A 20,148-nucleotide genomic window follows, 5' to 3' on the forward strand; every position below is an offset into this window, starting at 1 on the left:
TTTTTTTATGAAACTATCAAAAAATTTAATTTACTTTTTCTATCCGATATTTACCATCATGCTGATAAATTTCAACGGACTGAACCGTTGGACCCACTGAAATAAAACGAGCTGACTGCGATAAAAATGAAGATCCGTAATTACATTCCATTTTTTGCCGGATGCCATTTTTAAAGTGAAGAATTGCATACACATCATCTTTTAATAATGCAATATTTTTTATGGGCTTGTTTAGGGCATATAGCTGTAATGCGCCCCTGTTCTGTGCTGCAGCAATCATATATTGCTTATTTACTCCCATTAATTTCACCAATGCCTTTCCGTTACCCGGAATAAAAATACCACTATGCAGCATGGTACAGGCTATAAAATTACCTTTCCCATCGCCTTTCAATAATACACCGTTGAGTGCATCATATCTTCCGGTACCTACTTCTGTACCAAAATCATTGGTATTCATCAATACATCTAAGTTTCCATCTCCATCAAAATCATCTGCCACCATTCCATTCAACATCGACAATTGAGCCTGCATTGGTAAGGGAATAATTGTAAAATGTCCTTTCCCGTCATTCTTCAACAATACAGAACGCATGTCATTGGCCGTTAAACGCAATGCATTTTTGCGCTCATCGGGAGTTAATATCTGATCCATGGTTGCCGTGGCGAATGATTTGTATGTTTTAAAACGCATCCGCATCACAATCATTTGCTTAATGGCATCATCTCTTGTTAATGCAGGATATTCCAACATTTTACCGGTACTATCTGGTAGATATAAAGAAGTAAATGCATCATAACTTCCATTCTTATCAAAATCGCCGGCAGTGATATGCATGGGATATTGATGGGATGCTTTATAAAATGTATTTAGACCCAGGTTACTTACAATGTAATCCATATCGCCGTCATTGTCAAAATCGCCGGGTATTATACTGTTCCACCATCCTAAATTATTTTGAACACCCGTACCGGCAGTTACATTTTTAAAAATTCCATGTTCATTTTGTAAAAAAGTAATGGGCATCCACTCTCCTGCTAAAATCATATCGGGTTGGCCATCATTATTAAAATCTGTAATAACTGCATCAGCAACCAATCCAATATTTGTTAAAGCTTTTGCTACAGATGCTGTTACATCGGTAAACTTTATTTGTCCGTTTTTGCTATCATTACGCAAAATAAAACTACTTACCGGCTTTGGATAATGCCAGGGATCAACCCTGCCTGAAACCAATAAGTCAAGCTTCCCATCTCCATTGTAATCAAATGCACGAACACAGGATTTGCTGGTTAAATTTTGTGGTAATGCCAGTGTATCTAATGAAAAGTTGCCATTACCATCATTCAGATAAAATCTATCCTGATAGGCTTTTGTGTTTGGTTCATTTTCATATCCGCCGCTGGTTATATACAGATCTAAATCTCCATCACCATCTGCATCAAACAATACTAAGCCCATATCTTCCGATAATTTAGCTTCGGCATCCTTTGAGTTCAGCAAGTTTTTCTGAATAAACTTCCCATTGGTTTGTTGCAATAAAATGGTTTCGCTGTATTTGTAGGCACCGCCTAAAATAATATCGTCTAATCCATTGCCATCTATATCGCCCACTGCCATAGCAGGACCATATTCTGATAATTTATGAGGCAATAATTTTTGAATATTAAAGTCAATAAAATCGTGCTCCTGGTGTACATATTTTATCTGTAATGATTCGGTGATATTTTTAAATAAGGCAGATGCAGCAATTGCCGGATGGTTGTAATTTACCGGTAATGCAGCATTGGATTGCTGTACGGTAATTTGTTGATTGGATTTTAAATTAGTCAGTATCTGCTCAAGATGATTGGGCCATACAATTTTTAAAGAATCAATACTTTTTATATCACCTAACCCAAAATGAGCTTTGGTTTGTACTGAAGAAAGATAACCTCTGTAAGGTGTATTTTCCCATATCTGTTGCCGGCCATGATTGTAGTAAATGGTAGCAGTAGCACCAATACCATTTAAATTATTTTTTGAGCCATGAAATAAAACATCGATAAAATTGGTGTGTACACTGTCTTTTTCACGGGAAGTATTTTTATACACCAATGCCTTATCGTTGATATTATTAATCACCAAATCCAAATCGCCATCATTATCCAAATCAACATATACTGCGCCGTTTGAAAAGGTAGGCAGTTGCAGCCCCCAGGTGTTGGTTACATTTAAAAATTTTGCCTGCCCTTCATTTTTAAAAGCATAGTTATGTAGTTTAACAACCGGTATTTGTGCTAATAATTCTTTTTTACTGGCTAAAAAATAAGCCTCACTTCTGTAAGCCATAAAATCATGATCCGTTACATCTTTTGGAAAGCCATTGGTAATAATGATATCACGTTTACCGTCATTATCAAAATCGGCCAGTACTGGTGTCCAGCTCCAATCGGTTTCTGCAATACCTGCATAATAAGCCACATCACTGAAAATAGGATCACCAATTGAATCATTATTGGTAACGCGATGACCTTGGTTGATTTGCAAAACATTTCTTACATACTGATAATTATAGCCATATTTATCGCTGTTTTGATAACGTTGATAATTATTAGCATTCATCATCATTTTTTTCCGATAGTTATCTTCCGGGTTCATATCGAGAGTAACAACATCGGGCAAGCCATCATTATTCATATCTGCCACATCGCAACCCATGGCGTTGGCAGACGTGTGTTTAAAGTAGTGAGAAAGTTGTTCCGTAAATGTACCATTATGATTATTGATCCAGAGTAAATCATTCGAAACAAAATCGTTGGTAACATAAATATCTTTCCAGCCATCATTATTAAAATCAGCAATAGCAACGGAATGCCCGTAGCCCTCTGTTTGTATACCTGCCTGTTTAGAAACATCGGTAAAAACAGGATGGTGCAAACTGTCATTCCAATCATTTCTAAACAATTGCCCGGTACTTGGATTTTCGCCATTTTTTAAGATAGTATGAAAACCATCGGGGAATTTATCTTTATTAATTTCATTATTCACAATATAAACATCTAAATCGCCATCATTATCATAATCAAAAAAAGCAGCTTGTGTAGAATGCGCAGTATCATCTAACCCATATTCTTTGGCCATTTCCTTAAAATGTGGGCGCCCATTTTTATCTAAACCCTGATTAATGTACAATAAGTTTCTTCTTTTTCCCGGATCTTTCGATAATGTGGCACATACATAAATATCTAACCACCCATCATTATTAATGTCTACAACAGCCACACCCCTGCTCCATCTTCCATTACCTGATACACCAGCCTCCTCAGTAATATCTTTAAACTTAAAATTGCCTGTATTGAGGTATAATTTATTCGATACCAAATTACCAGTAAAATACAAATCCGGTAATCCATCATTATTAAAATCTCCAACACCAACGCCCCCACCGTTATATACATTTTCAATATCTACCGAGTTGATTGAATCATTTTCAATAATGGTATTGGCAAAATCTATTCCGGTATGGCTTGCATCTATTTGTTGAAATAGTGTATTACTTTTTTTGCAAGAAAATAATATACATAGGAATGAGATAATCATTAATAACCGACTGAAATTCATGAGGGGTAAGGGTTTGATGTACATGCAAAAAGCAGGAGTAAATTACGCTATAATTGTGCAACTGTAAAAAAAATTGAATTAAAATGCAAAAAAACCTATTGCCATTCAAAAGATTAGGCAATAGGTTTTAAGTATTCAGCTTGCATCATTCAAAAATGATTAGTAGCCTGGATTTTGTTTTAAATGTGTTTTACCATCAGCATTTAAGATATCAATTTGTGTTTGCGGAATGGGGAATAATTCTGATTTACCACTTACAAACTGAGCACCCACCGGTAAAAGTGTTGCTTTTGCAATTCTGTCAGTAGCAAAATAATTATTTAAAACAGTTTTAGCAATTCCCCAACGCACCAAATCAAAGAAGCGGTGGCCTTCCATAGCCAGTTCCAAATAACGTTCCATTTGAATGGCTTTTAAGGCTGTTGCCTGATCAGGAAATACCACATAAAGCCCTATTTTATAGTTATCGGCCGGAGTAGTTTGTGGAGAATATGTAGAACTGGTTGCATCGTAACTGGCATTTTTATACACCCATCCGGTAGGATCAGCAGCACGGGCACGTACCCTGTTTACATATATTAATGCTGTTGGTAAATTCCCTAATTGTGTTTCACATTCAGCAGCTAATAATAGTACATCAGAAAAACGTATCAGGTTTACATTATTGGCAACTAATTCAGTAGCACCCCAATAATTTTCTGTACTTGAATAAATTCCCTTTTGACTTTGTGCATATATATTCTTTTTAGGGCTAAAAACACCATCTGCAGAAACGTTTCTAATCCATGCAGCACCTGGATGTGGACCCCAATCTAAGTAAGGAATACTTGGACGGCCCATTACCCAATCAATTCTGGGATCAAGCGTACCAGTGTATAAATTGGTGGAATCACTAACATTAGGGGCATTAAAATAAGTGTTCAATAAAGGCAAACCAGTTACTGGATCTGTTTTATAGGCATTTGCTAAACTTTGGGAAGGATTAAAAAATCCACAACAAGCACCAGGACCACCACCATAAGGGAAGTTCAAAATATCTCCATAATTACCATTAGGAGAACCTGCGCTGGTACCGGAGCCATCATTTACAGCCATTTGCACAGCAAATACTGATTCAGCGCTATTTCGGGTAGCCGGGTTAAAATTGCTGTAATATTTTACCAAAGCGTATTTAGTACCGCTTGAGGTAACCCCATTGCTGATTAAATCATCAAACAATGGTTTTGCTTGCGCATATTTGCCTTCAAACATATATACCTTGGCTAAAAAAGCTTCAGCAGCATATTTATTGGCACGGCCAATTTGAGGTTGTACAGCAGGTAAATTCTGCATAGCATACTGAAAATCTGCTTCAATTTTTGGCCAAACATTAATATAATTACCGGAAGCATCAACATTATTAACAGTATTGCGTGATGTTGTATCCGTAACTGTTTCATCAATAAAAGGAATATTTCCAAAAACCTTTTTTAATTCAAAATGATAGTGACCTCTTAAAAAACGAGCCTCAGCAGTGAATTCAGTTGCATCAGCAGCAGCAATACCGGTAGCTATTTTAAGTACTCTTAAAACCTCATTGGCTCTTTGAATACCATCATAACAAGCTGCCCATTTATTGGCAACATAACCGTTTGTTGAAGTACCGGTGAAAGTTTCTAATGAGAGAATATCACCCTGATCAGAAGGGTCTGATCCTTTATAGGCATCATCAGCACATACACTGCCATATACCCAGTTACTGGCTGCAGAGCCCCATCCTGTATTATTGCCACCCTCACCGTCTAACAAGGCATATGCTCCAATTAACAATCCTTGAACCCCGGATTTATTGGCAAGTATATTTTGATTTAGCGTACCAACAGGTGGCTTATTTAAAAAGCTTTGTTTACAGGCAAATAATACTACTGTCAGCGCTAAAACAGACGGTATTAAATATTTATAATGTATCTTCTTCATATTATAATGTTTTAAATTAATTTTTAATAGATTGAATGGTCATTTTAGAATGATACATTTACTCCAATGTTGAAATTTTTCTGATTGGCAGGATAGTTACCAAAATCAATTCCGAAATTACTATTGTTATTCAAATCAGAGCCCTGTAATTCAGGATCTAACCCGGTATACTTGGTAATGGTAAATAAGTTAGCTGCCTGAACATAAAAATGTAATTTCTGAATACCCATTTTCTCCAATTTTGTAGATGGAACTGTATAACCAATCATTAAATTTTTACACCTCAAATAAGATCCTTTTTCCATATAGAAAGAATTAAACACGGTAGTATTACTAAAGTTAGCAGATTGTTCAATTCTTGGAATTTTAGCATTCAAATTGGTAGGTGACCACGAATTTTGCAACAAACCCTTACTTACATTTCCTTTAAATACCTGATAGAAATCTGTCCAGTATTTCACATAATTAATTACATCATTTCCTGCTGAACCATAAAAGAACATGGACAAATCAAAGTTCTTATATGTTGCATTGATGGTGAACCCATAGGTAAATTTCGGATTGGGGTTACCAAAAAACACTCGATCGTCAGGAGTGATTTTACCATCACCATTGGCATCTAAGTATTTAAATCTGCCTGGAGCTGCTCCATCCTGTGTGGCTGATTTGGCAACATCATTGGCATCTTTAAATAAACCTAATACCTGATAACCATAAAATGCACCTACCGGATGCCCGGGTTGTAATCTAGAGAATGCGCCTATACGGCTTGAACCGGCACTATATTCATCTACATATTTTACACCGGGAGGTAAACTCACTACTTCATTTCTGTAAGCAGAAATATTTCCACCAATATCTATTTTAAAATCTCTACCAACAGTACCATGATATGTTGCCGAGAAATCAACTCCGGTATTTTTAACATCGCCTAAATTTACAAAAGGCTGACGGGCTCCACCCTGATAATTACCAATAGCAGATACACTTGGAAATAATAATCCGCTAATGGCTTTTTTATACCACTCAATTGAGAAGTCTAATTTATTTTTCAAAATTGTCGCATCTAAACCAACATTTGTAATAATGTCTTTTTCCCATGTAGTATTCACATTACCTAATTGGCTATTATAAAAACCCAATGTGGAAGAGTTAGCAGCTCCTGTAATTGGATAATAAGAAATACCGGCTGCAGAAGAATACAAAGAATAAGCATTGGTTGGATTAATATTACTAATAGAACCGGATGTACCCCATCCTCCTCTCAATTTTAAATCATTAATCCAGCTAACATTTTTCATGAAATTTTCATTGGAAATACGCCATCCTGCTGAAATAGAAGGAAAATTACCATATTGATGGCCCGGAGCAAAAACGGAAGAACCATCTCTTCTTAATGTAGCAGCTAAAATATATTTATCTGCATAACTATAATCAATTCTCCCGAAATAGGAAGATATTGCTAATTGATAAGGTGGATAACCAATATTACTTTGTGAATTTGGAGCACCTGTATTTAATGTCCAATAATTTGGGTCAGTACTATAATATGATCCCCTGCCGGCGCTAATACCTCTGTTGTATTGGTTTTTGGCTTCCTGACCCACTAATACATTTAAGCTATGTTTGCCAAAAGTGTTGTTATACTTAACGGTATTTGTCCATTGCCATAAGCTATTGTAACCAGCTCCTTCCGTAAAGGCATTAGGATTGGTATTGCCTTCTGCATTTTCATAAGCCGTATAGGTAAAATAATAGTAGTAATAATTATCAAAATAACCTCCAAAACTTGTACGAGCTGTAAAATGCTTTAAAAAATCTACTTCAGCAAATACGTTACCGTTTACCTGCCAGTCATTACTCCTATTATTGGCAGTCCTTTGTTGATTTGCCACAGGATTTTGTGCATTACTTAAACCCACTGATTTAGTACCGGCATAATTTCCCATGATATCATATACAGGAATAATAGGTGGTTCACGGTAACTCATTGAGATAGCATTACCCTCATTCTGGTTGGTAAAGCCCGGACTTTGTTTGTAAAATACATAAGCATTTTCTCCAACTCTGATATGATTATTTATATTAAAAGTGGTATTCATTCTTGCTGAATAGCGCTTTAAATAGGTATTAATCAAAGTTCCCTGCTGGTTTAAATATCCTACTGAAAACAAGTAAGTTGATTTATCATTACCACCACTGGCTGTTAAAGTATGGCTTTGAAAAATGGCAGGTTTAAAAATTTCATGAAACCAATCTGTGCCAATTTTATTGGCCTTTGTAATTTGATTGGAATTTATATTGTAGGAAGCTGGGTCTGTTCCAGGATCACCCACTTTTGCTCCGGTAGGAGTAATATAATCCGGAATTACAGGCGTATCACCCTGTCCAAACTGTGCATTTCTGCTTCCGGGAGCAATGCCACTGTTAATTTCGTATGCTTTCACCACATTGGCATAACCCTGTGTGTTTTCTAAGTTAAAGCCATTTTTCAACGGACGTTGGGTGCCCACAAAAGCATCGTAGCTAATTCTGGCTTTACCCTGACGGCCTCTTTTGGTGGTAACAATAATTACCCCATTAGAACCCTGTACCCCATAAATAGCAGCAGCTCCGGCATCTTTCAATACCTGAATGGATTCAATATCACTGGGATTGACGTCCTGTAAATTTCCCTGTACACCATCTATCATAACTAATGGCGCAGTACTTCCTGGAGAAGTAATACCTCTAATTTTCACACTGGTACCACCACCGGGCACACCGGAATTAATAACCGTAACACCGGAAGCCTGACCTTGTAACAAAGCGGCAGTATTACCACCTGGTACCGATTTCATATCGTTTACATTTACAACTGAAACAGAACCGGTAATGTCCTTTTTCTTTTGTGATGTATAACCCAATACCACAATTTCATTTAAATTACTAGTGGATTCGGTTAGGGTAACATCAATTCTTGAACGGCCACTTACAGGCATGGTTACATTGTTGTAACCCACTGAAGAAATTACCAATACACTTTTATCGCCCGGAACTTTAATGGTAAATGTACCATCATCATTCGTAGCGGTAGCATTGTTGGTACCTTGTACCGTTACCGTAGCGCCGGCAAGGGGTTGATTGTTTTTACCGGTTACTTTACCGGAAACTGTTTTTTGTGCAAAAGCCCCCAATGTGCAAAAAAAGAGGCCGCAAAAAAGCAAAAAACATCGAGATAGATGTGGATTGTTTGGCATAAGCAATGTTTTCGTTAGGTTGTTAAATAATCTTTAACAAATTTAAGTATCGCAAACGATTGTGTTCTTACCTTTTACCATCATGTTTCAGTGATTTTTTAACATACAATTATGTATTTTTTACACATTAATTTAGTAAAAGCCGCTCTCGTTCAGTGTTTGGCAATACAGCAATTTTACAATTGATATATATCAAAAAATATTTTTTCTACGATAAACGGGTAACATATTACACAAATACGCATTCTCACGTACATACCTTTCAATAACGGTATAGCAATGACGTGGTAACAGTGCTCATTTAAACATTGATAGATAAAACATAGATAAAACATTGAAGCCCATTTAAAAATTGAACCGGGTTAATAATTTTTGCTCAGTAAATTTAAACACAGACAAACTATAAACCCATACATTGCACATCTTATACACAACGGCCATAAATATTTGAAACTGTTGCAGCGAAACAAATCATTTTTTTGCCTTGCAGAGAGTGATGGGTGGTACCAGCAGCTATATTCTAACCAACTATTTTCAACCAACCGATTGTTTTAACTGCACTGCATGAAAAATCTCAACCAAAAACGATTCTTGCCTATAGAAGAAGCAGATGCTTTTATTGTACTGAGGCATGCTATTAATGATCCGGCCCAAAGATTACATTATCATGATTATTGGGAACTCTTATTATTTCAAAATTCTGAAACAGCTACTTGTATTATTGGTAATAGCATTACTAAAATCAATCACGATACTGCATTGTTTTTATTACCACCCGGTACATTGCACGGCTGGTGTACCGGGCACAATACCCCTTCTACCGCCGGTATTGTAAAGCAAGTAATTTTTCAACAAGATTTGTTTGGAGATTGCATGCTTAACAAAAACCAGTTTTTCCACATTAGAAAATTATTTCAAGCCGGAATCAATAGCATTCGTTTTTCAAATAACTCAGCTCAGAATGCACTGGTAGCAATACAACTATTGGAAAAAGAAAATGATTTTAAAGGGTTACTCATTTTACTGAAATTATTATCTACAGTTTCATTGCAAAAGCAATGGGAAATTTTGAATGATAATTCAGAAACAATGATGCAAAATTTGCAAAACAATACCAATCAGGTTAATAAAGTGATGGATTATTTAAACACACATTTCAAAGAAGAAATCAGCCTGAAAAAAATGTCGTGCATTATGAATATGAGTGAAGCTACATTAGCCCGTTTTTTTAAAATGCAGACAGGTAAATGTTTCACCGATTTATTAATTGAAAAAAGAATATCTTATGCAATCAAGTTACTGATAGAATCAAATGATCCAATTCATGAAATTGCCTATCAGTCAGGTTTTAATCAGGTTACTCATTTTAACCGTTTATTCAAAGCACAAACCGGGTTTTCTCCCAAAATGTATAAACAGTTCCTGCTTTCTTCCAAAACAGCCTGAATCGTTTGTTCAAAACTTTGCTCTCTTCAACAAATGACCATGTAGGGTGTTGTATTTCCTATTTTAACAGAACTACCTATTTTTGCAGTATGGTTCAGATTTTAAATCATACGAAAGAAAAAAATTGGGAAGATGCCTCCATTGATACCATTACAGCATCAGTTCCTACCTGCCATTTAATTGTATGGAATGATGATGTGAATACTTTTGACTGGGTAATTGAAACCCTGATTGAAATTTGTGGCCATACGCAAGAGCAGGCAGAGCAATGTGCCTTATTAATACATATGAAGGGTAAGTGTGTGGTAAAAAATGGAGATTATGAAACCTTAGATCCTATGCGTAGTGCTATTTTAGACAGAGGTATCAACGCCACCATCGAAACCATTTCAATTGGTTCTTAATCATTTCCTGATATTGATTACCACCCTATGCCTCTTTATCAATTAAATGAAACATTTTGGTTTCCGCCGGTTACCGAAAGTATGGAAGATGGCCTTTTGGCAATAGGCGGCGATTTACAAATACCTCGTTTACTCACAGCCTATAAAAAAGGAATATTCCCCTGGTATGAAGGGAATTCACCATTGTGGTGGTGCCCGGATCCCAGATTTGTACTTTTCCCAAGTGAACTTAAAATTAGCAAAAGCATGCAGGTATTGCTAAAGAAAAATGCTTTTGAGTTTTCTGTTAACCAGGCATTTCATGCTGTGATTAAACATTGCAAAATAACCAAACGAAATGGGCAAGATGGAACATGGATAACCGATGAAATGCTTGAAGCTTATACCACACTGCATCAATCAGGTTGGGCACATAGCGCTGAAGCCTGGCAAAATGGTCAATTAGTGGGCGGGCTTTATGGCATAAAAATGGGAAATATATTTTTTGGGGAAAGTATGTTTAGCTTGGTGAGCAATGCCAGCAAATTTGCTTTTATACGTTTTGTGCAACAATTAATGGAGGAAGGAATTGTATTAATTGACTGTCAGGTGTATACAGAACATTTAGAAAGTCTGGGTGCACAATTTATCAGTCGGAAAAATTTTACCGAAATTTTATCGAGAAACATTTAACCCCGCATACCATACATTCTTTCCACGTCGCGTACAATGGTTTCAATATCACGGTCATTTCCATTGGGGTCGTAGTTTTGTTTTAAACTGGTACCGAAAAAGAAAGCAACAGTTTGATAAACAGTGGCTGTTAAACTTCCCTTATATTCCTGAATAATTTCATAACAATTATTCCCGGTTTCTCTATAAATCAGTTTCATTAAAATTTTGCCCTGATAAATGGATAATTGCGTTAACTTATTTGTAAATTCTTTTCTTAATTCTTTTTCTCTGGAGCGAATAATTTTTCTTCTTTCGCTTTTATTAGTAACACCTGCCAGGCGGGCATTAATTTCATTCATAATTCTGCCTGCAGCTTTTGCATAAGGATAAGTAACGTACACTGCATTGCGTAGCCTTGTCCATTCAGTCCAATATCTTTTTTGGCGGGCATTTAAGCGGTAAAGAATGGAAACATCCGGTAAATATCCCATGGGAATGGTATCACCTTCCGGTGTAATAAAAGCATGAACGGGAATGGTATCATAAATACTGTGCTGTGCATGTGATTGCCTGGCAATCAAACACAAACAAACGATTACAATCATATGCAGGATTCGCTTTACCATACACGCTGATATGCTGTAGACATATATTCACTGATTAATGCTGCCAGCTCAATAAAAGTAACCTATTCTTTTGAAAAAAATGCAGGGCGAATACGCTGATAAATAGACATAAAAAAGCCAACCACCATTACTACTATCCCCAACCAAAGTATATTAATCATCGGAAATTCATATACTTTCAAAGTTACTAAATCGGTAATTGCGCCACTTTCTCTTACTCCTATTTCTAATTTACCATCCTGCGGGTTACTCACTTTATTAAATTTAACTATCAGACTTTGTGCTTTAACCGAATCCGGATAGTTGATTAAATCGTTATTATCAATAACAATTCCGGGTGTTATGGGATAACGGCGACCATCTTTGGTAATAGCAGTCATATCTAAAAACAATGCGGTTTCACCATTTTTAAATTTATCTTTTTGCGATTCAGGATTTACCTGCACTTTATTCAAGATAAGCATACCATTGCTGTAAAAAGTAGTATCGCCTGGTTTAATGGCAATATTTTTAAAAGTGGCAGTATCTGCCTGATCATTTTGCTGAAAGGATGATATGTATACAAAAATATCTCTGTTCCAATAGTGTTTTGAATCCGGATTGGGAGAAAAGCCTTCCATCCCTTTGTTATTTTTAATGATATCAGGATATACTTTGAACTGTTCCTTACCATTTTTGGCCTTAAAATCAATTTCATAATACCGTTTACGGTCTTTGGGGTTTAATGTATCCTGTACATAAGTTACCATGTATTTACCCATATCGGTAGCAACCCCTTTAAACAAAGTAATATTTTCTGCAGGATCTTCTTTTTTGTCTTTTTTAAACACTGCAATACCTGTTGTATTCCAACTCAATACTTCTTTTTTACTTGAAGAGATTAATACACCCAATAAAATCATTCCAAATCCAACATGCGCTACAGATGCACCGGCAACCTTTAATTTTCCTTTTAAAACAATCCATATATAAGCAGCATTGGCAATAATGGAATAAATAGCCGCATAAATTCCCACATAAATGGCTACCAGAAAGCCAATACCTTGTTTGTTATAATGAATATTGCCCCAAATGCATATGGCTGAACCAACCAATAATGCTGCCACTGTTGGCCATAATATTTTTTTACCAAAATATTTTTCAGGCGTGCTTTTGTATTTAAAATACTGCGTTACCGCCGTTAAAATTCCAATGATTATTAAAATAAATATTTGAACCTGATTGAAAGAAAATTCCGGATCTTCAGGTGGCGCTATATTGGTACCAAATAATTTGTTATACACAGGAACGGATGTTTTGGCCGCAATAATAATAGCAGCAAGAAACAGTACCAATGCACCAATAAACATCCAAAATTCTCTGCTGTAAGTATTTTCTTCTTTCTGGATAGCCGGAATTTTTTTATAACACAAGAAATATAAAACAAGGGCAGGAATTAAAAATACCAGTACAAACAATAACAACTGCACATTCATACCTAAATCGGTGAATGCATGTACAGAAGTATCGCCCAGTATACCACTACGGGTTAAGAAAGTAGAATAAAGCACTAAAATAAAACCAAGAATATAAAAAAGATAGGTAGAACGTAAAGAATAGCCTGTTGATTTATAGATAAGATTCGTATGTAAGCCTGCAATCATTACAATCCAGGGCACTAAAGAGGCATTCTCAACCGGATCCCATGCCCAATAGCCGCCAAACGATAAACTTTCGTAAGCCCAGGCAGCGCCCATCATAATTCCGGTACCCAAAACAGCACCTGAAAATGCAGCCCAGGGAAGACTTATTTTTATCCAGCTATGGTCTTTTTTATATAAGCCTGCAATAGCATAGGCAAAAGGCACAATGGTTGAGGCAAAACCTAAAAACAATACCGGCGGATGAATGACCATCCAATAATTTTGTAATAATGTATTTAAATCATTTCCTTCATGAATGCGGGGCAATTGCAAATAATTTGGGTCAGAAAAAATAGGAATATCAGGCATTTGCTGACGCCATAAAATAAATGGATTACTCCCTACCTTGTAGCCAAAAAAGTAGATGCCAATTAACATAGAGGCTAAGCAAAACTGTGCAAAACTTATCACCGTCATCACGCCTGCTTCCCATGTTTTGCTGGTTTTTATTAAAATCCAGCCCAGCACACAATGCCAAAAACTCCACAATAAAAAACTGCCTTCCGAACCTTCCCAAAAACAACTTAATATATATTTTAATTGCAAACTGCGGGAAGAGTGGTTCCACGCATAAAAATATTCAAAATAATGGTTATAAATAATATAATATAATGAAAAGAAAACACCTAATACAGAAATGGTTTCAATTAAAAATACAACACGGGCAAGCTTTATCCAGCTCTGTTTGTCTGATTGCAGATCGGGAATACGAGCTGCATTAAAATAAGCAATGGTGGCCACTAATGAAGCCACCAAAGAAAGTATAGAAAAAAAATGACCAATTTGTCCGGGTAAAAGGTGTTCTCCGTTATACTGCATAATGTATCAACTTAATAAAAAGGGTAAATGAGTGGCAAACTAAGCATAAAATGAGGATTGAATGAAAAATCCTATTGTTTATTGTTATATTGTTAGTCTTGTTTTGCCATAGATTTTTCGGTAGCTTGAGGATTATCTTTATATTTTGAAGGGCACTTTAATAAAATATCTTTACATTCAAAATGATCACCATCCATACGGCCTTTTAATACCAACCGGTCGCTTTTTTCCATATCAGTAGGTTTGGTATTATGGTATACAACTTTTACTGAATTGCCCAATGTATCAATGGCAGTAAAACTTAAAAAATTGGGGTCTTTCATTGCATCGTACTGAATGGGTTCATTTTTGTCGAGTTTAGCAATTAAATTCACAAATTTTCCCGGCTTTTCTTTTGCTGAAGCAATGGTTTCATAAGTGGTTAAATTACCGGTATAGCTAATTAAAACAGTAATGGCTGCTGCAATGGCTACTAATAATATCAAATGCATCTTCTTCATATCATTCGTATTTTACTGCGCAAAAGTACTTGTAAAATGAATAGATAATACTGATGTTACTCAGCTATTCTTAATTTATTGCCTTTCATTTAACAAAAATATGAGTGGGTGCAGTTTTTAAACCTATTTTTGCGGTTTTGAATTATGATAGCACGCCCTTCAAAAACATTCGATTATATTATTGTTTTAAAATACCCTGTTCGTTTTTTTAAAGCAATTGACATCATTAGTCAGTTAATGCTGGCTATTGCAAGTGTGACTTTTATTTTAAGAGGTATTGTATTATATCAGGCCGGCATTAGCGGCGGCATATACACCCTTTTTTTTCTGATTCCCATTTTACTCTTCACCTGGTGGATATGGTGTTACCGGCAACAATCCAGAGGCTATATGCCTTTTTACCGGTTTGCTTTAATGATAGCAGCCTGGGGATGGTATTTGTATCCAAAAGGCCTGTTCTTTGCCATTCTGTATTTAATTGCTGCGGTACTTGAAAAGCCGGCCAAGGTATTGCCGGAAGTTGCTTTCGACAGCAAAGAAATTGTTTTCAACAGTATTCCTTCCAAAAAAATTAGCTGGTTACAAGTAAATAATGTGATACTGAAAGACAATATTTTAACAATTGATTTAAAAAACAATCAATTGATACAAAAAAATGTGGATGCTGAAGTATCGGAAAAAGAAGAAGCTGAATTTAATGCTTTTTGTGCAGCGCAATTACGAGTCGCACAAAAAAATTAATTTATTTTTGAATTGAATGAAGTTACACATGTTACAACAATCGCCTTTTTTATTGTATTCAGATGGTAATGGCAATATTTTTGAAGATGAAACCCTTTTTGCAACCGGACGTGCTGGTTGGGATGCATTTCAGGTGCCGGTAGAAAACTGGATAACCTTACCTGAAGGAGGTAACCTGTATGAATTACCACAACGTAGGGGCATTGGCGTAGATATAAAAACCGGTGAAATGCGATTGTGTGAAAAAGGCTGGGCGGTTGCGGCGTTTATTCCACCTGCACATACAGGATTATTTTTGGCTGCCTACGAATCTTTTCCCGATGCGCCCACCCTTCCATTATTCTGCTATACTGCAGCAGGTTGGTATAACAATACCATTTATGTACCTGCTATCAGAATTGAGAAAGATATTCGCCAGGAATGTGCAGGATATGATGAAAAACTGATTCAAACCGGCGCTAATCAATTACTGAAAAATTATCCGCAAAACAGGTTGGTACAACATTTAATGAATAATTGTTGTAATACCTATCACTGCCCCGCTGCCAGAAATTTTGCTTTGGGAAGATGGGAATGCCCTGTGCCTACCTCTCCGGCTTGCAATGCCAATTGCATTGGCTGTATTTCTTTTCAACCGGAAGAAGAAACCATTGTTTCAACCCAGGATCGGCTAACTTTTAAACCTACTGCTGCAGAAATTATTGAATTTACGGTACCCCATTTGTTACAAGCTCCCTATCCTATTGTAAGTTTTGGGCAGGGTTGCGAAGGTGAACCTTTATTGATGTGGGAAACCATTCGTGATGCCATCATTGAAATCAGAAAGCATACCGACAAAGGCAGTATTAATATCAATACAAATGGCTCTAAACCCGATGCAGTGGCCGAATTATGCAAAGCCGGTTTAAACAGTATTCGGGTGAGCACCAACTCTGCACAAAAAAGTATTTATACCAGCTATTATCGGCCCAATAATTATGTATTTGAAGATATCATTGAAAGTTTGAAAACAGTTCGCCAATTTGGAGGATGGAGCAGTATTAATTATTTTGTTTTTCCCGGCGTTACTGATACTGTTAAAGAATATGAGGCTTTAAGAAAATTGATCCAAACTACAAAACTCAATATGATACAATGGCGCAATTTTAATATTGATCCAGACTGGTATCTGGGACAAATTAACATGGTCGAAACCGGCGAAATGCTGGGCATTAAACAATTGCAACAATTAATTCATGAAGAATTTCCGGATGTAAAATTCGGTTATTTCAATCCCCCCATTGAGCGAATAAAAGGCAATTATGAAAAAGATTTTGCTCATTAATGAATGTAACGTCCCAAATGAGTAACAAGAAAGTTGTGGTAGGTTTCTCTGTTGCAATACTTGCAGTGGTATTGTGGTCTGGCAATTTTATTGTTGCACGAGGATTGGCAAAATCAATTCCACCGGTACAATTAAGCTTACTACGTTGGAGTACCGCCTCCATTCTTTTATTACCATTTGCATTTTCAAAAACCAAACAGCAATGGAACCTCATTATTCAACATCGCCGGTATCTTTTGGGTACTGCATTTATTGGAATTAGTTTATTTAATACACTGCTTTATTTTGGTGGTCATTATACACAAGCCATCAATCTTGCCATCATCGGAACTTCGGCATCACCGGTTTTTTCTACTTTTTTAGCCGCTATTTTTTTAAAAGAAAAAATTGGTATAGCCAGAATAACGGGCATGCTTTTATGTTTATGGGGTGTATTATTTTTAATGACAAAAGGGAACTGGCAACATTTACAGTTGTTAAAATTTTCAACAGGCGATATTTGGGTTTTCTTAAGCGCATTTTTATTTGCCGTTTATACCATTATGGTAAAGAAAAAACCTGCACCCATTGATGCAACGGTATTTCTTTTCATAATAATAACAGCCGGAACCCTGCTACTAATTCCATTATTATGGATTCAACCATTTTTTTTGCAACAAAAAATGATATGGACTCCAAATACCAGTTGGATAATTCTTTATTTGGGCTTAGGTGCATCTGTTCTTGCTTATTTATGCTGGAATAAAGCGATCCCCTTGTTGGGTGCGGCAAGAACGGCATTATTGGGTAATTTAATCCCTGTTTTCAGTACTGTTGAAGCGGTTATTTTTTTGGGCGAAGCATTCAGTAACATTCACCTCATAAGCAGTATAATTATTATTACTGGTTTAATAATTGCGAATTTACCGAAACGCAAAAAAGAAATTTAAATAAAAGTGAATGTACAATTGCTATTGATGAATTTTTAACAAATCTTCGCAATGATAGACTAAACCTTTGTATGCAAGAACTGTCTTTACAAGCACGTTTTAATTGAAAAAAAAATTTCTATGCCTAATAAAAAAACCTTGAGTACGTTGGTAATAAGCCTGTTATTTGCAGCCTGTTCTACTCCTAAAACTTATTTTACTGCTGCCATCCGTGCTCAATTAGCTGCCAATCAACAACCACTCAATAAAATTCAATTTTATAACGATAGAGAAATTGTTTTACGAAGAGATGTAAAAACCGGCGAAGCTAAAGTTACTGATGGGAAAGTGGTATTGGAAAATGGACATAATGTAAACATTATTACATTAAAGAAAAACACACCGGGTGTTTGTGTTTTAGAAAGAAACAATATTGTGGGCATTGCATTTGAACAAAACAATAATAATTTTATCACCTTTGGCAAAACCAAACAGGCCCGGCCCAATGACCCCTATCGTATTTTAGCCAATGAATGGATTAATGAGTATGGCGTTATTAATTACGATGGTAAACCATATCACATCGAGCCCGCAGGTACCGAAGCCAGTATAATGATAAAATCTAAAATTTTACGAAAACTGAATATCAGTCAACGCGAAATGAAGGGAAGAAAAGTTGACTCAAATGTTACACCACCTTCAACTACCAATTAATATGTTGTTCTGTTCCTAATTAAAAACTACCATTCATGAATACCTTTACATAAACTAATCCGTCATACTACTACAAGTTCTTCCATCATTTCTTATATTTCCAGCAAAAAATACTATCAGTGAGGAAATATTCTTATAACACCATTGTAGGTGATTGGAAGTTTAAAAGGTGGCGATTTACAGTCATTAATAAACAACAATTTAATTTATTATTTTTTTCATTGGTAATAGGTCTTATTACAGGCATTACAAGTGCAGTATTTAGACTATTATTGGCGCACATTGATGAGGTAAGAAATTTACTCTTTACAAAAGCCGTTTTAAAAGGGGGAGTTTATTTTGTTTACGTAATCTCATTTTCAATTTTTAGCGTTCTTGTTAGTTTATTTTTGGTGAAGCGCTTTGCTAAAGAAGCGGCTGGAAGTGGGGTACAAATTATAGAAGGAGCATTAGATAATCTTTTAAAAATAAGATGGAAAAAAATATTTCCTGTTAAACTGATAGGCTCAATTTTTTCATTAGGAAGCGGTTTTTTATTAGGAAGAGAAGGCCCAACTATTCAAATTGGAGCGGGAATTGGTAAAATGATAAAAGACATTTTTAAATTAGAACCGGGTCATGAAAATCCGCTCATATCAGCCGGTGCTGCTGCTGGTTTAGCCAGTGCCTTTAATGCTCCTCTTTCGGGTATTTTATTTGTAATTGAAGAAATGCATGAACACTTCAAATACTCATTCAATTCAGTAGCATCTATCATGATTGCCACAGGAACTGCTGATTTTGTAGTAAGATCTTTAATTGGAGCAGATCCTGTAATTGGGATTTATATTTATAAAATGCCTCCTCTAAATATGTATTGGATTTTTGTTATATTAGGTCTTTTCTTGAGCTTTATAGGCTTTGCATTTAATTATTTATTGATTCAATCATTAAATATTGTTCAGGCATTAAAAGGTTATGCCCCTTACCTATATGCCATAAGCATTGGTGTCATCATTATCATTGTAGGATTTTTAAATCCTGATTTTATTGGTGGGGGTTATGGCACTATTCATTTAGTATTAGACCATACATTTAATATTACATTTTTGTTATTGTTATTTTCAGGTAGATTTTTGTTAACCATATTAAGTTACAGCACTGGTTTACCGGGTGGCATTTTTGCACCATTATTGGCCATTGGTGTGGTAACCGGTACACTTTTTGGCCATTTATTACAACATACAATGCCCATACTGCAAATTTCGGTTGGTGTTTTTGCAGTGGCAGGTATGGCCGGTATTTTTTCTGCTACGATCAAAGCACCTTTAACAGGCATAATGCTTGCAGTTGAAATGACGTCAGATTTTCAAATGGTTCTACCTTTAATTTTTACCTGTTTTATTGCATCCACAATGACCACTATTTTAGGTAACCAACCTGTTTATTCCATTCTTTTAAAAAGAGTTTTAAACAATCCTGCCAATTCAGATATTATCATTCAACAAAATAAATCTGCCTAATGTACATTTTGCAATTTTCAGTCAACAAA

14 protein-coding genes are annotated in these 20,148 nt (G+C 35.8%); 8 read left to right on the forward strand and 6 right to left on the reverse strand.

Translation table 11 applies throughout. From position 1 onward, the window contains the following. Window positions 1-25: 25 nt before the first annotated feature. From A0F92_RS02085 to A0F92_RS02095, 3 genes are all read right to left on the reverse strand, one after another. Window positions 26-3,604 carry a VCBS repeat-containing protein gene (locus A0F92_RS02085; RefSeq protein WP_068241189.1) on the reverse strand — a complete coding sequence of 1,193 codons (3,579 nt, stop codon included), beginning with the start codon at window positions 3,602-3,604 and terminating at the stop codon, window positions 26-28. A gap of 159 nt (window positions 3,605-3,763) precedes the next feature. Next, window positions 3,764-5,560 (reverse strand): RagB/SusD family nutrient uptake outer membrane protein, encoded by a 1,797-nt coding sequence (locus A0F92_RS02090; protein ID WP_068241191.1) that lies wholly within the window; start codon window positions 5,558-5,560, stop codon window positions 3,764-3,766. 44 nt (window positions 5,561-5,604) lie between these two features. Beyond that, a complete protein-coding gene (locus tag A0F92_RS02095; protein ID WP_068241193.1) occupies window positions 5,605-8,799 on the reverse strand; it encodes a SusC/RagA family TonB-linked outer membrane protein in 3,195 nt (1,064 codons plus the stop codon). Window positions 8,800-9,363: 564 nt separating this feature from the next. On the opposite strand from A0F92_RS02095, the gene A0F92_RS02100 reads away from it, so the two are divergent. From A0F92_RS02100 to aat, 3 genes are all read left to right on the forward strand, one after another. Further along, window positions 9,364-10,245 (forward strand): AraC family transcriptional regulator, encoded by an 882-nt coding sequence (locus A0F92_RS02100; RefSeq protein ID WP_068241195.1) that lies wholly within the window; start codon window positions 9,364-9,366, stop codon window positions 10,243-10,245. A gap of 89 nt (window positions 10,246-10,334) precedes the next feature. Continuing rightward, window positions 10,335-10,649 (forward strand): ATP-dependent Clp protease adaptor ClpS, encoded by a 315-nt coding sequence (locus tag A0F92_RS02105; RefSeq protein ID WP_068241197.1) that lies wholly within the window; start codon window positions 10,335-10,337, stop codon window positions 10,647-10,649. 27 nt (window positions 10,650-10,676) lie between these two features. Continuing rightward, window positions 10,677-11,321, forward strand: coding sequence for a leucyl/phenylalanyl-tRNA--protein transferase (gene aat, locus A0F92_RS02110; protein WP_068241199.1), 645 nt, complete (start codon window positions 10,677-10,679; stop codon window positions 11,319-11,321). Here the strand turns inward: aat and A0F92_RS02115 are convergent. From A0F92_RS02115 to A0F92_RS02125, 3 genes are all read right to left on the reverse strand, one after another. Beyond that, a complete protein-coding gene (locus A0F92_RS02115; protein WP_068241201.1) occupies window positions 11,318-11,929 on the reverse strand; it encodes a DUF4294 domain-containing protein in 612 nt (203 codons plus the stop codon). The genes aat and A0F92_RS02115 overlap by 4 nt on opposite strands. Window positions 11,930-11,991: 62 nt before the next feature. After that, window positions 11,992-14,430 carry a cytochrome c biogenesis protein CcsA gene (gene ccsA, locus A0F92_RS02120; RefSeq protein ID WP_068241203.1) on the reverse strand — a complete coding sequence of 813 codons (2,439 nt, stop codon included), beginning with the start codon at window positions 14,428-14,430 and terminating at the stop codon, window positions 11,992-11,994. A 92-nt stretch (window positions 14,431-14,522) separates the two neighbouring features. Further along, window positions 14,523-14,930 carry a cytochrome c maturation protein CcmE domain-containing protein gene (locus A0F92_RS02125; protein ID WP_068241205.1) on the reverse strand — a complete coding sequence of 136 codons (408 nt, stop codon included), beginning with the start codon at window positions 14,928-14,930 and terminating at the stop codon, window positions 14,523-14,525. A gap of 144 nt (window positions 14,931-15,074) precedes the next feature. On the opposite strand from A0F92_RS02125, the gene A0F92_RS02130 reads away from it, so the two are divergent. The 5 genes from A0F92_RS02130 (at window position 15,075) to clcA (ending at window position 20,119) form a co-directional block, all read left to right on the forward strand. Further along, the gene (locus tag A0F92_RS02130; RefSeq protein ID WP_068241207.1) at window positions 15,075-15,671 is read left to right on the forward strand and encodes a hypothetical protein; all 597 of its coding nucleotides are present in this window, start codon (window positions 15,075-15,077) and stop codon (window positions 15,669-15,671) included. Window positions 15,672-15,687: 16 nt separating this feature from the next. Continuing rightward, the gene (locus A0F92_RS02135; protein ID WP_068241209.1) at window positions 15,688-16,995 is read left to right on the forward strand and encodes a radical SAM protein; all 1,308 of its coding nucleotides are present in this window, start codon (window positions 15,688-15,690) and stop codon (window positions 16,993-16,995) included. Further along, window positions 16,995-17,924, forward strand: coding sequence for a DMT family transporter (locus A0F92_RS02140; protein ID WP_167516747.1), 930 nt, complete (start codon window positions 16,995-16,997; stop codon window positions 17,922-17,924). The genes A0F92_RS02135 and A0F92_RS02140 overlap by 1 nt, the downstream gene beginning before the upstream one ends. Window positions 17,925-18,044: 120 nt before the next feature. After that, window positions 18,045-18,617: a hypothetical protein gene (locus A0F92_RS02145; protein WP_068241214.1), complete on the forward strand. Its 573-nt coding sequence runs from the start codon at window positions 18,045-18,047 to the stop codon at window positions 18,615-18,617. Between the two features lie 119 nt (window positions 18,618-18,736). Further along, a complete protein-coding gene (gene clcA, locus A0F92_RS02150) occupies window positions 18,737-20,119 on the forward strand; it encodes a H(+)/Cl(-) exchange transporter ClcA (protein ID WP_253810059.1) in 1,383 nt (460 codons plus the stop codon). Window positions 20,120-20,148 lie beyond the last annotated feature (29 nt).

It is taken from the genome of Hydrotalea flava, assembly GCF_001623405.1.
GTDB classification, from domain to species: Bacteria; Bacteroidota; Bacteroidia; order Chitinophagales; family Chitinophagaceae; genus Hydrotalea; species Hydrotalea flava.

Bases quoted from the DNA above. Each gene is read 5' to 3' on its own strand.
- A0F92_RS02145 (WP_068241214.1), top strand. From the start codon at position 18,045: ATGCCTAATAAAAAAACCTTGAGTACGTTGGTAATAAGCCTGTTATTT.
- A0F92_RS02095 (WP_068241193.1), bottom strand. From the start codon at position 8,799: ATGCCAAACAATCCACATCTATCTCGATGTTTTTTGCTTTTTTGCGGC.
- A0F92_RS02105 (WP_068241197.1), top strand. From the start codon at position 10,335: ATGGTTCAGATTTTAAATCATACGAAAGAAAAAAATTGGGAAGATGCC.
- A0F92_RS02130 (WP_068241207.1), top strand. From the start codon at position 15,075: ATGATAGCACGCCCTTCAAAAACATTCGATTATATTATTGTTTTAAAA.
- A0F92_RS02115 (WP_068241201.1), bottom strand. From the start codon at position 11,929: ATGGTAAAGCGAATCCTGCATATGATTGTAATCGTTTGTTTGTGTTTG.
- aat (WP_068241199.1), top strand. From the start codon at position 10,677: ATGCCTCTTTATCAATTAAATGAAACATTTTGGTTTCCGCCGGTTACC.
- A0F92_RS02085 (WP_068241189.1), bottom strand. From the start codon at position 3,604: ATGAATTTCAGTCGGTTATTAATGATTATCTCATTCCTATGTATATTA.
- A0F92_RS02135 (WP_068241209.1), top strand. From the start codon at position 15,688: ATGAAGTTACACATGTTACAACAATCGCCTTTTTTATTGTATTCAGAT.
- ccsA (WP_068241203.1), bottom strand. From the start codon at position 14,430: ATGCAGTATAACGGAGAACACCTTTTACCCGGACAAATTGGTCATTTT.
- A0F92_RS02090 (WP_068241191.1), bottom strand. From the start codon at position 5,560: ATGAAGAAGATACATTATAAATATTTAATACCGTCTGTTTTAGCGCTG.
- A0F92_RS02100 (WP_068241195.1), top strand. From the start codon at position 9,364: ATGAAAAATCTCAACCAAAAACGATTCTTGCCTATAGAAGAAGCAGAT.
- A0F92_RS02125 (WP_068241205.1), bottom strand. From the start codon at position 14,930: ATGAAGAAGATGCATTTGATATTATTAGTAGCCATTGCAGCAGCCATT.
- A0F92_RS02140 (WP_167516747.1), top strand. From the start codon at position 16,995: ATGAATGTAACGTCCCAAATGAGTAACAAGAAAGTTGTGGTAGGTTTC.